Genomic DNA, 15,301 nt, shown 5'->3' with positions numbered 1-15,301 from the left:
TTTTATTTATGTCAGTTTTACTAGCAAACGCTTTAAAACTGGCTGGTGATTACTCGTCGTCCACTTTTGGTGCGACTTTCTTCTTAGGGATAAACACGGTATCACCCACGGCCACATTTTGGTGGAAGCGCTTATCGCGCTTAACTGGTTTCTTCGGCGTTTTCTTCGCTTGAGTGTTGGTCTTCTTCTTAGCAGGACCGCCTTTAGCAAACGCAGGTTTACGTGGCTTAATGCCTTTGAATTTACCTTTTAGGCCTTCAAGTACAGAGAAGGTCAAATCTTGTTGAAGGTAAAGTTCAACACGCTTGAAGCTGTCCCAGTCTTTTGGACCAACCAAAGAAATCGCATCGCCTTTGTTACCCGCACGGCCAGTACGACCTACACGGTGCACGTACTCTTCCGTATGCTTAGGCATATCAAAGTTGATAACGTGGCTCACGTTTGGAATATCAATACCACGTGAAGCAACATCGGTAGTTACCAAGATCTTGTAAACCGCACGCTCGAACTGGCTCATAATAGCATTACGTTGCGTTTGGTTTAGGTTACCACTCAGTGCTACCGCTTTAAGCTTCTTCTCGTTCAACTTATCTGTTAAACGGTCAGTATCAGCGCGTGTTGCTGTGAAGATCATTACCTGACGGTATTCAGCTTCTTCCAGTACACGGTCTAAAATCGCTTCTTTGTGATCTAGGTGATCACATAAGTAGAATTTCTGTGTGATATCTAAGTGTTGCTCGTTAGAAACACCAACAGAGATACGCTTAGGTGCGTCTAGCATTTCATTTGCAATGCCATTTACTTCAGCGTGATCTAACGTTGCAGAGAACATCAACGTTTGACGACGACGGTGTTTAGCTGCATTGGCAATGCGACGAAGTTCTGGAGCGAAACCCAGATCAAGCATACGGTCCGCTTCATCAAGGATTAGCGTTTCAACACCATCTAGGAACAATGAACGATGTTCTAGGTGGTCAGCAAGACGGCCTGGAGTCGCAACGATAAAACGAGGGTACTTACGCAGTGCTTTAACTTGGTCGTTAAAGTTCTCACCACCTAAGATAAGCGCCGCTTCATAAGACAGACCACCAAGCATGCTACGCAGTTCGCCGTAAACTTGCTTCGCTAGCTCACGAGTAGGAGCCAAAATTACACCACGAGGATCTTTAGCAGAAAACGCTTTTGTTTTTAATGCTTTATGTATCATTGGCAACACAAACGCCAATGTTTTTCCTGATCCCGTTTTTGATGAAGCCAATAGATCCTTACCAGCAATAGCAACAGGGATCGCTTTTGATTGGATCTCTGTCGCCTTCTTGAAGTCGTAATGTTTTAAGTTCTTCAGTAAGCGGTTATCTAAGCCTAAATCTTTAAAGTGCAAAGGACTCTCCAGTCATGATGGTATTGAATAAAATTAATTTAACGTGACATGATACCGCGAAAGTACTTTATAAGGATAGAGATCACAGTAAATTTATCCCTTTATCTATCTTTAGCTAGAACAACGTATGCATTGCTAGCAAAGGGATAGCTCTCCAAAAACACCTTCAAGTCGTCTCTAAATCCTTCATCTCATAAATGAGACACAACGTGATACTTAGCTAATTAACTCAAAAATTTAGCAATTTCTTTAGTTATTGTTTTTGCAGTTAAAAAATTAGTCGCTACAATCATTAATGAAGCGACTATATGATAAAGAATGTATAGCGCATCTTTTGATGATAAATAAGCAAGGAGTTCTTATGAATAAGACGTTAATCGCAGCTGCAGCATCAGTTTTCATTTTAGCCGGTTGTTCTTCAGAACCAGAAGAAGCTGCAGTGTCAGAAATGGATCAACTAACTAACCAAGTGGCTCAACTTACAAGCGAAGTTGAAGCACTTAAGAGTGACAAAGCAGCCGCAGAAATGAAGGCTCAAGAAGCAGAAGCAGCCGCTATGGCAGCGAAAGAAGAAGCGGATCGTGCTAACGAACGCATCGACAACATCGCTGAGTCTTACACTAAGTAGTTTGAGATCTAATCGCGATTAAGCTGTAGATTAAATAAGTCGCAAAAAGCAGTATATAGACAGCACCACTTCTTATCGGACGTGGTGCTTTTTTTGGGTGACACTAATGCGAGTAAACAAGATAAAACCGCCCCTTGTTGCAGAAGAGGCAATCGAATTAAAACTCAATCACAGGTGGTGCTATCTCTACAGGTACGCCGTTTTGAGCAAAGATAACCGCTTTCGCCTTTGAATTTGGCAGTTCTGCGTCTTCAAGCCACCATTTTAGTTCCACAGGGATCTGTAATGATTTCTTTGAACCATCACTTCGAGTTAATGGCTCGTGCGCTTCTACAAACACACTTCTATCAGGCTCTAATGACACCTTAATCGGCTCATTGATAATGGTGACCTGTTCACCACGGTTCACTTGCTCAAACAGCCACTCAATGTCTTTAGGTTCCATTCGGATACAACCAGAGCTAACTCGTAAACCTATCCCGAAATCTTTGTTTGTACCATGGATCAAATAGTCGCCAGCGCCATAAGCAAGCCTCAAAGCGTACTCTCCCAATGGATTTTCCGGCCCGGCAGGAACCACTCTCGGTAATTCAATGCCCTTTTCAAGATACTCGTTGCGGATTGAATTTGGTGGCGTCCATGTTGGATTCGGTCTTTTTTGGCTTATCTTGGTGATCATCTCGGGAGTATCACGCCCCACTCGACCGATGCCGACAGGGAAAACATGCACCTGATTTTTCTCAGGCTCAAAGTAATACAACCTTAGCTCAGCAAGATTGATGACAATCCCCTTTCTTGGGGTGTCAGGCAAAATCAAGCGGCTTGGAATGCTTAACACATAGCCTTCCGCGGGAAGAAAAGGATCCACCCCTTTGTTGGCTGCCATTAAAGAGAGAAAACCAATATCGTATTGCTTGGCAATGATGGCCAAGGTTTCGCCCGCCGCCACTTCATGCTGCTGGATTCTGCCCACAATGCGGCTTTCCGTTGGTGGCAATTCAAAGGTTGCAGCAGACACCCACGATGAAGCTATCCCGCTGGCAAGCAAAGTAGTTCTTACAACAAGCGACGCCGCCCTGTGGAGTCGTGTTTTCATTGACTGCAAAGGCGTCGAGTTAACGCAATACGACATACAAATCCTTGGTTTGTCTTTTATCAAAGTTTAGATTATCTCTGATCAAACGTCTCTACAACGTATTGTTGTCTCGAAACTAATAGGCAACAAGTTTATATGTAAGCCTTTTCTTCTCATTCACTTGCAATTTACCCATACAAAATCGATTGCCTTTACGCTTTCAACATATTTGGTTATCAATATTAATAAAACTATAATGGCAGACCTATTTTGTGACTAAAGTCTCATGGAGCCACGTTCTAACTCGCTAATATTGCCTCAACAAAACGAATTCAATTCAACAGAATCGGTAATTGATTAAATCCTGTTCCTATAATTACCGTTTAAACTTTGGAGAACGACCATGGCTACACCTCATATTAATGCTCAAGCTGGTGATTTCGCAGAAACAGTACTTATGCCGGGCGACCCGCTTCGCGCAAAATACATTGCAGAAACATTCCTTGATGACGTGAAGCAAGTTTGTGACGTTCGCAACATGTTTGGCTACTCAGGCACTTACAAAGGTAAGAAAGTTTCTGTAATGGGCCACGGTATGGGTATCCCATCATGCTGCATCTACGTACACGAGCTAATCGCTGAGTTCGGCGTGAAAAACGTTATTCGTGTAGGTAGCTGTGGCGCGGTACGTGACGACGTTAAACTAATGGACGTTGTTATCGGCATGGGTGCATCTACTGACTCAAAAGTAAACCGCATTCGTTTCAACAACCACGACTTCGCTGCTATCGCTGATTTCGGTCTTCTAGAAGAAGCAGTAAACCAAGCTCGTGCACAAGAAGTTCCAGTTAAAGTTGGTAACGTATTCTCTGCAGACCTTTTCTACACTCCAGAAGCTGACCTTTTCGAAAAAATGGAAAAGCTAGGCATCCTAGGTGTTGATATGGAAGCGGCTGGTATCTACGGCGTTGCTGCAGACCTTGGTGCTAAAGCACTAACTATCCTAACAGTATCTGACCACATCATCCGTGGTGAAAAACTAAGTTCTGAAGAGCGTCAAAAGTCTTTCAACGACATGATGAAAGTTGCTCTAGAGACAGCAATCAACATCTAACGATTTGATAAAAGATACATTGAAAAGCGTTACCCCGCAGCCAGGCTCGCTTGGCTGCTCAAATAATCCCGAGGGGGAGATCGTGTCTAACGACAAGCTGCCAAAAGATGCGGATGGTTTGCAACTCAACTTTTGTAAAACATTGGCGTGTGACAACTTTGGCTTGAGCGATGCAAAACGGTATGTTTTGCAACACGCGAACCCTAAGCGTCCAGCGATGGTTTGTCGTGAATGTGGAGCTTTCCCCCCCTTACTTAACAATCGTGAAGTGTTAAGCGAACTTCATCGCCTAAGACAACTTCACAGCGACGGGCTCCCTGCTTGTCGTAATGATGATTGCGATAACTTCGGCTTATCGGTTCATACCCATAAACATCTTTATCATGCCTTCGGCTACAGTGGCGACAGGCAGCGTTATCGATGCAAAGACTGCCAAACAACCTTCGTTGATAAATGGTCTGGATCCAATAAAAAACTCCAATTTCAAGAGAACCTCATGGGCTTACTGTTCATGGGCTATTCCGTACGTGAAATCTGCCGAAAATTAGAGATCAACCCAAAGACTTTCTATGATCATGTTGACCATATCGCGAGCCGTTGTCGTCGTAAATTAGCGATGATCGATGCACGATGGGTTAACCATGCGAAAGATTACGAGTTCGCATCTCACTACCAGCGTCTGCAACCACAAAGTAACAACGGTGTGGTGTGGATAGCGACGGGCGAGGCGCATTCTGGCTATATACTTTGCCAACACGTTAACTACTCTCAAAATGAAGAACCATCAGGAAACGTCGACCATAACCCTTATGATGATGTGGCACGATTTGTATCCAAAGAGCACTCTTCAGAAGCAAATCTCGAACTGCCTCAGCCCTCTGACAAACTAAAAGAGCGCATTGAACAGCAGTACCAAGTGATTCTTGCGAGAGGTAACGTTGAGGACCCTATGGGTAACCTCACCACATTTAGTTACCCTTCAAAAGGCGCTCTCATTCGACCGCCTTATACCTCTTATGCTCACTTCTTACATGTGTTGGATATGTGTAACGAAGACAAGCATGTCGCCATCTATATGCCACAAGATCCATTACTAAGATCTGCCGCTTTAAGTGTATGTTTGCCGCGCATTCAGAGTCAAAATATTGACCTCATGTATGTCGAAGAAGATTCAGGCTGGCAAGACGACCAAAGTTTTGAAAAGATCGACATCGTTCACATGAGTTGGTGGCGAGATCGCTGGGCTATTGCCAATCAGGGTGATAACCAGAAAGGTATCTGCTACCTAACCGGTAACAATCCAGAACCAAAACAGTGGTTTAACACAGCCTCAATTCAACAAACTAAGTTCTATCAACAGCGCTTTCAGTTGTTATTTGATAGCTTTATTAATGAGCCCAGACGTAAGCTTCGTCCTGGGGGCATTCTTCCATTGCTCGACATATTTAGAGCTTGGCACAATCTGTGCTACCAAGATAAGCAAGGGCTCACGGCAGCACAACGCTTAGGCGTAGGGGAGCTGCCATTAACTCTAAAGCAACTACTTTCATAGCAACAAAGCCTCTAGGTAATTATTCGGGAACTCATTGATTTTAAAGCGACAACATGAGGTAACACCCATAATTAGAAAAGATCGATGTTCCTTTGACGCTCTACGAAAGATAATTGGTGCTTATCTCAAATTACACTCTTATAATGATTGTGTTATCAATATGTTCGATAATCATGGATGTAAGTCTTGGACAAAAATCAGTACCTTCTTGAAACAGAATTAGAAAAACTCAAAACTCGTGTCGACTCTGAGCCATCGGTGATCCTAGAGATTGCCCAACAGTGCCTAGTCCGATCAGAGCAAGTTCTGTTTGAAGAGGGTGCCATCCAGTCATTAATGTTAATGGCAAGATGTAGCTGGAACCTGATGGATTACCAAAAAGGTTTAAAATACATCAAGGAAGCCTACAAGCGCCAAAGCCGATTAGATACCGACCTTTTTCTCCCTGAAATCCTCCATTTACACGCGCTCCAGTTCTGGGGACAAGCCAAGTACTATTCCGCCCAACAGTTCTGGATCAATGCTTTAGAGCAGTCCGCGTTGGTTGATGAAGTCGAAATTCAAATTGAATGCCTCATTGGCCTTGGCAATATTTGGCGGATGACCCACGAATATAAACTTGCACGTTCTACCCACCAGCTTGCCGTTAAAGTTGCTAACAACAGCCGCATTGGTTGGTTAGAGGGTAAAGCCAGAATACTGCTTGCGTGGGATTACTACCTGCTCAACAACTATGTTGAAATGCTGTCGGTATTGGACGGTGCAGAAGAAGCATTAAAAGACCATAAAGATAACACTTGGCATGCAGAGGTATGGGACTTTCGAGGCCTTGCCCTACTTGGTCTTGAACGCTTAGATGACGCGGAGCGCGCCACGGCCAAAGCGCACAATCTGGCAGTTGAACACAACCTAGTTTGGATGAAGGCGCACTCATACATCAGCCGAGCTAGATTGGAGCTCCTGAGAAAAAGACCAGAACAAGCGGCGGAATTACTGAGGCTCGCAGAACAATCCGCAAACGAGTTCGATAATGGCGAGTTGCTGAGCCAAATCTGTTACCAACAATCCTTGGTGGCGGAAGAAAACCAAGACTTCCAAGCCGCGCTCGTCGCCTTTAAAAAGTACCGTCAATATTCTATCGGCATGCTCAAAGAGCAAACGACACGTGTCGGTTTGGACAAAGCACGCAGTTCAAAACGCCAACTTGAACAGAGAGCACGAAAACTGATTAATCGTATTCGCGGTCAGCACGAGTACGATCCTGAAAAGCACCTCTCTTACGTTGTCTCTGAAACCTTTTGGTGGGAAAAGTTGGTTCTGTTCAAGACAGAGCTTAAACGTTCAAACCACAGCATCATTATGTTCCATCATGTCGATACTGATTACTTAGATGTCTGTACCGAGATTGCTCATGCTTTATGTAACCAGAATGACTTCATCGCAAGGCTAAGTTCTGAACGTGTGGCCCTTATGCTTTCCGAAAAAGGCGAAGCCGCAGAGCAAACCTTCCAAACTCTCAGCACCATGCTTGATATCTATCCATGGCATAGAAAAGGACTAAAGGGTTCGAAACCGACCGTCAGCCTCAATGATATTTTGACGTTCCCGTTCACGCTTGAACAATTAGAAGAAGACGATGCTGAGGTAATAGAATAATGGAAACTCTATTAAGCAAGATCACAGACGCTGGTTTAGACCCTTCATCAGTATCAGGTGAAGAAGCGATCATCTTCTGGAACCACATTCGTCAGCACGTTTCGACGACGCAAACAGAGCAAGCACACTGCTATATCATTAGCTCTGAGTACCGTGCTGAGTTACAACAAAATCAAACCAGCATCGAAGAGTTGAGACGAGCACTCGATCTGCTCCACCTTCCTGCCGATATCGAAGACATACTGACAGTCAAAACCAGCCTAAGTGACCGCTTAGTTGAAATCGGTGATTACACCTCAGCACTCAATGAATTCGTCAGTTCGTCGACTATCGCGGTTGAACACGGCCATATCGATGAGTATGTATTAGCCATTTTAGGCATGGGCAACCTGTGTGACTCCTATGGCGATCACAACAGAGCTCTTCGCTACTATCAAAAAATCAGCAGCATAGACCACGCGATAAGCAGTCGCTCACTTCGCCTCAAATTCAAGCTGCATATGGTAGCAAGCCTACTTCTACTCAATCGCATTACAGCAGCCAGCGATTTACTGAATGAGTGCGAAGAACTGAGTATTTTGGTCAGTGACAAGTTGCTCACAGCTCAAATACTGCTTTACCAAGCAAAGGTGCTGCGCGCTAAGAAAAAACACCATGAAGCGCTACGCTGTCTGTCTAAGATTCAATACCCAGCCAACAGCACTCAAGCAAGCTGGCTTGCAACCATGACTCGTCTAGAGCTCGCACATTGCCTAAGTGCAACCGGCAAGCAAGACTACGCGAGCATGATTTTGTCGAGCACAGACAAACGCGTGAAAGCCTACTCGTCGCCAGTACTTGCAAAACGATTCTACGATTCGCTGAGTGATGTGTGTATGAATCAAGGGCGTTTTCAAGAAGCGCTAAGCTATGAGAAAAAAGGCTACCGAATTGAAACCGATCTGATGAAGCAGATCCCGATCAGTGAACTCGGTGCAAGCCAACTACGCCGCCTGTCCCGTTTTGAATTACAACTCAAACTCATTCTCTCTGAACAAGAGAACAAAGAGCTCAAAGAGACAACGGAACAACACAAGAATGCGGTTGCTCAGCTTCAACAAGACGTATTCACCGATCCATTGACAGGGTTACACAACCGCCGCTGGTTAGATGTGAAACTGAAAGACATGCTGCTGCACGATACCTCTTTCGCGCTGATGGTTATTGATATTGACCACTTCAAGTCTATCAATGATGAACTGAGTCACTTAGTGGGCGATAAAGCGATTGTTAGTGTGTCTCAAGAGCTACGTTCATACTTTAAGTTTAGAGGCGCGTCATGTGTCAGATTTGGTGGAGAAGAGTTCCTCGTCATTCTAGAGAACACTGATCTTCCGAAGGCAGAAATGCACTCTGAAAATTATCGAGAGCGCATCTTCCAATTTGGATGGCATGAAATACTTGGGGAGCGTGGTTTGACCGTGAGTATTGGTATCACTTTGCATCGTGACGGAGAGAATACTCAACGCACCTTCTACCGTGCGGATAAAGCGCTATACCGAGCTAAAGCCAACGGCCGGAATCAAGTGTGTACAGAGTAGTGGCATATAGCTCTGTAGCTTAGGCCAACTGCTTATTGATAAAAGAACAGAGAAATACCAGCAAGGGCGGCAAGTGTGCCTATGATACTTTGCTTTGACACCTTCTCCCCTTTCAGCGCATAAATCACCAAAATAAAGACCGGGCTGGTCGCTATCAACGTTTGTGCAATCGCAGGGTTAGCATTCTTCAACGCCACTTGTTGAAGCCATAGAGCGAGAAACGTCCCGACAAAGATTGCTCCTAATAACCACAGTTTATCGAGCTTGGTCATTTCCCATAAATCTCTTTTTATCGATGAATACGGCTTCTTTTCAACGAAAGGGATAATCAGCATCACAGCAAACACGCCAATCGTCAGGCGAATCAAAGCACCTAACAATGGTGGGATATCACCCGCCACTAACGCGTAATGAGAAATAACCACACCAGATGCCTGACAGACACTCGCCACAAGCCCATAACCAATGCCACCCCACTGCGCTTTGTAATTCGATTCACCGCTCGCCGATTTTGATGGCTGGGAGACAACGAAGGTCACCGCTAGTGTTGTAATCACGACACCGAGCCAACTTTGCACTGTCAATACAGCGCCCAGGAACATTAATGCCAGCACACCAGAAAGAGGCGGGGCTAAAGATTCCAGTAACAGCGTCTTATTGGCACCGATTCTTTTCAACGCCGCAAAATAGGCGCTATCTCCAATCGCAATGCCAATCACACCTGAAATTGCCAATATCAGAAAATGGTTGGTACTCAGTTCAAACTCCGGCATCGGAATAAGAGGCATCACCAGCAACATCATCCCTGACGCCACTACACCCTTAACAATGTTCAATTGCATCGCAGAGAAGCGATGACCAAACTGTCCATAAATCCATGTCGCACACGCCCACACAATCGCAGCACCAATAGCCGCCAATTCACCTATATACATCCGTGTTTATCCTTTGTGGTTGTGCACGTCATTTAGAATCGTAGCTGTCATCATTTCAGCTAAAATACCAACCAGAAAGCCGAAATAGCCTCTTCAAACGCGATGAGATTTATAAGATTCGTCAATGGTTTTGCTCACATTAGAAGCGAACACTCATTATTTATAACTCAGCAAATCATTTTTATAACAATTACTTGGATGATAGCGTACTATATTTATAACTAACATCTAACATTACAAGGATCTGTTATGTTTTTAGACTACTTTGCACTCGGCTTACTCATTTTCGTTGCTCTAGTCATCTTTTACGGCATCATCGTTATTCACGATATCCCTTATGAAATAGCCAAAGAACGTAATCATCCTCACCAAGACGCAATTCACGTCTCAGGCTGGGTTAGCCTATTCACTTTGCACACAATTTGGCCCTTTCTATGGATTTGGGCAACATTATGGCGGAAAGACCGAGGCTGGGGCTTCGAAAAACTCGAAGAAGAGCAGCACGATATTCATCACCGAGTGGATGTTTTAATCGATCAAGTTAGCACCCTTCAAGAAGAGATCGCACAGCTCAAACAAGCAAATACTAAACAAAGCAGCACAAAAAAAGAGTCAAACAACGTTCAAGATCAGGAGGCTAAGTAATGGATTTACTACTGATAATGACCTACGCGGCACTTTGTATCACTATTTTCAAAGTATTTAATATCCCACTAAACAAATGGACAGTGCCTACCGCAGTGCTCGGTGGTGTGGTCATCGTAGGAACATTGATCCTATTAATGAACTACAACCATCCTTTCACACAACTTGGCAACCAAGTTTACTCAACGACTCCAATTGTTTCAGGCGTTAGAGGTAAAGTCATTGAGGTTCCTGTTGAGGCGAATTCTCCTTTAAAGAAAGGAGACATCCTCTTTAAAATTGACCCTATCCCTTTTGAAGCAGAAGTCGCCAAGCTCGAAGCGAAAGTAAAAGAAGCAAGCCAAGGAGCACTTGGGCTTGAATCTCAAGTTGCTGAAGCTGAAGCTGCTAAAATCAAAGCGATTGCAGAAAGAGACAAAGCGCAACGCGAATTTTCTCGTTATAAGCGTGGCTTTGAAAGTGGTGCGTTTACCGAACAACAATTGGATACTCGTAGACAAGCTTATAAGGCATCGGAAGCAGCAGTAAAAGTAGCAGAAGCAAGTCAACAACAAGCTCAGATCGCTCTAAATTCTGAAATTGGTGGCGAGAACACCGCAGTGGCAGGATTACTTGCAGACTTACGTAAGGCTCAATTCAACCTTGACCAAACGGTCGTGAGAGCACCAACGGATGGATATGTTACACAACTAGCACTGCGTCCAGGCGTAATGGCTGTACCGCTACCTCTTGCTCCTGTCATGACATTTGTCCATACGGAAGAAAAATACTACATCGCAGCATTCAGACAAAACTCATTGCAACGACTGCATCCTGGTTTCGAAGCTGAATTTTTATTCAGAGCACTACCAGGCAAGATTTTCAAAGGACGCATTGATGAAATAATCCCAGCTATTGGTGAGAGTCAAATTCAAGCGCGCGGGACACTTATTGGTACCAATGCACTTCGTACTAATGGACGCGTATTTGCTAAAATGACCATCACTGATGACCTGTCTGACTACCATTTACCTATGGGTACCGCGGTTGAAGTTGCCGTTTATTCTGACAGCTTCACCCACGTTTCAATCATGCGCAAGGTCCTTATTCGCATGAAGAGTTGGCAAAACTATCTATACCTAGACCACTAAACGGTCAAAGGTACGTGACGAACCCGCTTAACACATTGTTAAGACGAATGAAAAAGTCAGACTCGCTCTGGCTTTTTTGTTGCTGGATTAACCGTAAAATTACGCTTTTTACACGATATTTAGGTGTTCAGATGGAATTTTAGACATCTAGACACTTACCTTCCCTTATGGAAGGGTTCTACTGTATAATGCGCGCCTTATTTTTTATATTTGCCCAAAAAACGTTCTCATTGAGACGCATATTAATAATGGCGAATATTTATTCTTTATTTTGCTTTATTTTTCAGAATTCGAGGTTATCTATGAACTTTTCAGCTAAAACAGTGGTCGTTATCGCCATTGGCGCTGCACTGTACGGCATTGGTGGTTTACCTATGTTTGGTGTCCCAGTGTTTGCTAACACGACATTGAAACCAGCAATGGCAGTTCTAGCACTATTTTCTGTTTTGTTCGGCCCTATTGTTGGCTTCTTAGTTGGCTTTATCGGTCACTGGGTAACGGATCTGTTCGCAGGCTGGGGTGTGTGGTTAACTTGGGTTTTAGGCTCAGGTATCGTAGGCATGGTTATCGGCTTATTCCCGATGTTGACCAAGAACCGCCTTCAGCAAGGTGAGTTGCCTATGAAGGACTTCGCGCTGTTTGTGGTACTTGCCCTTGCCGGTAATGTGGTTGGTTACGGCTGCTCTGCATTCCTAGATACCATCCTTTATGCAGAACCGTTTACTAAAGTCTTCACTCAACTCTCTATCATTGCTGCGGGTAACACCGTTCTGATCGCTGTTGTTGGCTTACTGATCCTAAAATCAGTCGCTAAACGCAACAAACAAAGCCGTAACCTGACTGAGGCATAAGCGATAATGACTATAGCATTTTCGAACTTCTCTTTTAGATATGAGTCGCTGGATAAACCGACGCTAAAAAATATCAATCTAAGGATAGAGAAAGGAGAGAAAATCGTCATTATTGGACCAAGCGGTAGTGGTAAATCTACCCTAGGTCAATGCCTTAACGGTCTGATTCCTCATGCTATCAAAGGTGAGTTGACTGGCTCTCTAGAGATCAACGGTAAGAACATTTCTGATTTTTCTATGCACGACTATACCGAGCAGGTTGGCACAGTATTACAAGATACTGATAGCCAATTTGTCGGTTTGAGTATTGGCGAAGACATCGCGTTCGCACTGGAAAATCAGTTAGTGTCGAACATTGATATGTACCCTCTGGTTAAGTCGACAGCAAAAATGGTCGACTTAGCAGATATGCTTGATCGCTCGCCACATGATTTATCCGGCGGCCAGAAACAACGCGTGTCATTAGCGGGCATCTTAGTTGATGACGTTGACATCCTGTTGTTTGATGAACCTTTGGCTAGCCTTGACCCGAAAACGGGTAAAGCGACTATCGAAATCATCGACCAACTTCATAAAGAAACCAACAAGACTATAGTCATCATCGAGCATCGCCTTGAAGATGTACTACATCGCGATATCGATCGAGTGATCTTGATGGAGCGCGGTGAAATTGTCGCGGACATGACACCCGATGAAATCTTAGCTTCTGAACTGCTTGAAACACACGGTATTCGTGAACCACTTTATTTATCTGCTCTGAAGGCAGCGAAAGCACCTTTGACCAGTGAAGATAAGCTATCAAACCTCAAAGCTCTCGATTACAAAAGATTCCGCCCTGCGGTTCAGGCTTGGTTTGCAGAGCGCCCGACTCCAGTTGCCGAGAAGCAGTACCAACCTTTGCTTGAGGTCCACGGCCTGACTTACTCTTACGATGGTGAAAAGAACGCTCTCGAAGATGTCAGCTTTAAGATTGGTAAGGGTGAGTTCGTTTCAATCTTAGGCAAAAACGGTTCAGGCAAATCTACCATCACTAAACTCATCATGGGTGTGATCGATGCCGATTCAGGCTCTTCCTATCTAAATGGAGAAGACCTATCTGAGCTTTCTATCTTTGAAAGAAGCCAGAAAGTCGGTGTCGTGATGCAGAACCCAAATCATATGATCTCTCATCATATGATTTTTGATGAGATTGCTTTTGGTCTTCGTAACCGCAACATTGCAGAAGAGCTGATCACAGAAAAAGTAGAGCATGCTCTTGAGTTGTGTGGGCTGAGTAAGTTCCGCCACTGGCCGATCGAAGCGCTAAGCTACGGTCAGAAAAAACGCGTAACGATCGCTTCTATCTTAGTATTGGAGCCAGAGCTTCTGATCTTGGATGAACCAACAGCGGGTCAAGATTACCGCAACTACACCTCAATGCTGGCGTTTATCCAAAAGCTTAACCGCGAGTTAGGTATCACCGTCGTGATCATTTCACACGACATGCACCTTGTTCTAGAGTACACCACACGCTCAATTGTCATTGCTGACAGCAAGCTGATTGCCAATGCCGCGATGACGGAAGTATTCAGTCAGCCATCGCTGTTAGAACGCGCAAATCTTTGTACCACCAGCATTTATGAACTCGCGACTATGATGAAAATCGACGACACCAACGCATTCATGCAGTACTTCATCGACTACGAGAGAAGCGCTCAATGAACGTATCAAAAGTAAAATTCGGCATCAATTACATTGATACAAAATCACCGCTTCATGCACTTAACGGCATCACCAAATTTGCGCTCTTCTTAGCTTGGGTAACCGTGGTCTTAACTACGTTCGACCTAAGATTGATTGCACTGCTTATTGTGACTGGTTTATACCTGCTAAAGCTGACTAATGTGCCTGTACGCGTATATAAGCCTCTGTTATTGGGTACGGCGAGTGTATTGAGCCTAAATGCTTTGTTCATGTATCTGCTGGCTCCACAGCAAGGTACTGAGCTCATCGGCAGCAAAACCTTATTGCTGACATTGCCGGGTAACTACTCGTTGAGCCAAGAGACTCTGTTTTACTTGGTTACTGTGACGCTCAAATACATGAGCATGTTCCCGATAGCGTTGATTTTTGTCTTCACAACGCATCCGACTGAGTTTGCAGCTAGCCTCAACCGTATCGGTGTTCCTTACAAGATCGCCTATGCGGTCAGCTTAACACTGCGTTACTTGCCAGAAGTTAAGAAAGACTTCATCAATATCATGCATGCTCAACAGGCTCGTGGTGTAGAGCTCTCAAAGAAAGCGCCTCTAATTACTCGAATCAAAAATGTGGCTAAGGTTCTAGGCCCGCTCATTTTCTCTAGCTTGGACCGAGCAGACGAGATCTCTAACGCAATGACGTTACGAGGTTTTGGCCGACACAAAGCTCGCACTTGGTATAGCTATGCACCTTTGAAACGTATCGACTTTGTTTGTTTAGGTGTCATCGCTTTTATCGTGGTGTTAGCCATTGCGAAACGCATTCTAGAGCCGCAGTTATTTTGGTATCCGTTCTAGTCATCTGAATTAGCATAGATAAACAAAGACTTTAAATAACACACCGCTCAATAGGGCGGTGTTTTTGTTTATGCCAAAATCTGATTGATAATTGAACCAATGACACAATACTGACTATATTTAACGATAAATTGACCAGTTATTTACCCTTGGAGTTTGAGATTTAATTCATAAGCTCTTAATATACTCTTTTACAGAATGTTACAATCAATAGAGA

13 protein-coding genes are annotated in these 15,301 nt (G+C 44.2%); 10 read left to right on the top strand and 3 right to left on the bottom strand.

Translation table 11 applies throughout. From position 1 onward, the window contains the following. Positions 1 to 49: 49 nt before the first annotated feature. Positions 50 to 1,381, bottom strand: coding sequence for a DEAD/DEAH box helicase (locus AB4507_RS04545; protein ID WP_372182301.1), 1,332 nt, complete (start codon positions 1,379 to 1,381; stop codon positions 50 to 52). A 361-nt stretch (positions 1,382 to 1,742) separates the two neighbouring features. On the opposite strand from AB4507_RS04545, the gene AB4507_RS04540 reads away from it, so the two are divergent. Beyond that, complete coding sequence (locus AB4507_RS04540; protein ID WP_017061882.1) at positions 1,743 to 2,009, top strand: Lpp/OprI family alanine-zipper lipoprotein; 267 nt, start codon at positions 1,743 to 1,745, stop codon at positions 2,007 to 2,009. Positions 2,010 to 2,166: 157 nt separating this feature from the next. Here the strand turns inward: AB4507_RS04540 and AB4507_RS04535 are convergent, their stop codons facing one another. After that, complete coding sequence (locus tag AB4507_RS04535; RefSeq protein ID WP_029235199.1) at positions 2,167 to 3,141, bottom strand: L,D-transpeptidase family protein; 975 nt, start codon at positions 3,139 to 3,141, stop codon at positions 2,167 to 2,169. A 346-nt stretch (positions 3,142 to 3,487) separates the two neighbouring features. Between AB4507_RS04535 and deoD the strand changes: the two genes are divergently transcribed. From deoD to AB4507_RS04515, 4 genes are all read left to right on the top strand, one after another. Then, positions 3,488 to 4,198 carry a purine-nucleoside phosphorylase gene (gene deoD, locus AB4507_RS04530; RefSeq protein WP_372182300.1) on the top strand — a complete coding sequence of 237 codons (711 nt, stop codon included), beginning with the start codon at positions 3,488 to 3,490 and terminating at the stop codon, positions 4,196 to 4,198. Positions 4,199 to 4,280: 82 nt separating this feature from the next. Then, complete coding sequence (locus tag AB4507_RS04525; protein ID WP_017061879.1) at positions 4,281 to 5,750, top strand: lactate dehydrogenase; 1,470 nt, start codon at positions 4,281 to 4,283, stop codon at positions 5,748 to 5,750. Between the two features lie 186 nt (positions 5,751 to 5,936). Beyond that, entirely contained in the window at positions 5,937 to 7,406 is a 1,470-nt protein-coding gene (locus AB4507_RS04520) for a hypothetical protein (protein WP_017061878.1), read from the top strand. Next, positions 7,406 to 8,986: a diguanylate cyclase domain-containing protein gene (locus AB4507_RS04515; RefSeq protein ID WP_372057063.1), complete on the top strand. Its 1,581-nt coding sequence runs from the start codon at positions 7,406 to 7,408 to the stop codon at positions 8,984 to 8,986. Before AB4507_RS04520 ends, AB4507_RS04515 begins: the two co-directional genes overlap by 1 nt. A gap of 32 nt (positions 8,987 to 9,018) precedes the next feature. On the opposite strand, the gene AB4507_RS04510 is transcribed toward AB4507_RS04515, so the two are convergent. Beyond that, positions 9,019 to 9,921: a DMT family transporter gene (locus tag AB4507_RS04510; RefSeq protein WP_372182299.1), complete on the bottom strand. Its 903-nt coding sequence runs from the start codon at positions 9,919 to 9,921 to the stop codon at positions 9,019 to 9,021. A gap of 249 nt (positions 9,922 to 10,170) precedes the next feature. Here AB4507_RS04510 and AB4507_RS04505 point away from each other — a divergent pair, with 249 nt between their 5' ends. The 5 genes from AB4507_RS04505 (at position 10,171) to AB4507_RS04485 (ending at position 15,084) form a co-directional block, all read left to right on the top strand. After that, entirely contained in the window at positions 10,171 to 10,566 is a 396-nt protein-coding gene (locus AB4507_RS04505; protein ID WP_017061875.1) for a DUF3302 domain-containing protein, read from the top strand. After that, the gene (locus AB4507_RS04500) at positions 10,566 to 11,696 is read left to right on the top strand and encodes an HlyD family secretion protein (protein WP_017061874.1); all 1,131 of its coding nucleotides are present in this window, start codon (positions 10,566 to 10,568) and stop codon (positions 11,694 to 11,696) included. Before AB4507_RS04505 ends, AB4507_RS04500 begins: the two co-directional genes overlap by 1 nt. 302 nt (positions 11,697 to 11,998) lie before the next feature. After that, positions 11,999 to 12,547: an ECF-type riboflavin transporter substrate-binding protein gene (locus tag AB4507_RS04495; RefSeq protein WP_017066579.1), complete on the top strand. Its 549-nt coding sequence runs from the start codon at positions 11,999 to 12,001 to the stop codon at positions 12,545 to 12,547. A gap of 6 nt (positions 12,548 to 12,553) precedes the next feature. Next, complete coding sequence (locus AB4507_RS04490; RefSeq protein WP_372182298.1) at positions 12,554 to 14,248, top strand: ABC transporter ATP-binding protein; 1,695 nt, start codon at positions 12,554 to 12,556, stop codon at positions 14,246 to 14,248. Further along, a complete protein-coding gene (locus tag AB4507_RS04485; protein ID WP_017064241.1) occupies positions 14,245 to 15,084 on the top strand; it encodes an energy-coupling factor transporter transmembrane protein EcfT in 840 nt (279 codons plus the stop codon). The genes AB4507_RS04490 and AB4507_RS04485 overlap by 4 nt, the downstream gene beginning before the upstream one ends. Positions 15,085 to 15,301 lie beyond the last annotated feature (217 nt).

This window comes from Vibrio sp. 10N.222.54.A3, assembly GCF_041474095.1.
Lineage (GTDB): Bacteria > Pseudomonadota > Gammaproteobacteria > Enterobacterales > Vibrionaceae > Vibrio > Vibrio crassostreae_C.
This window is presented reverse-complemented; position numbering and strand designations above follow the sequence as displayed.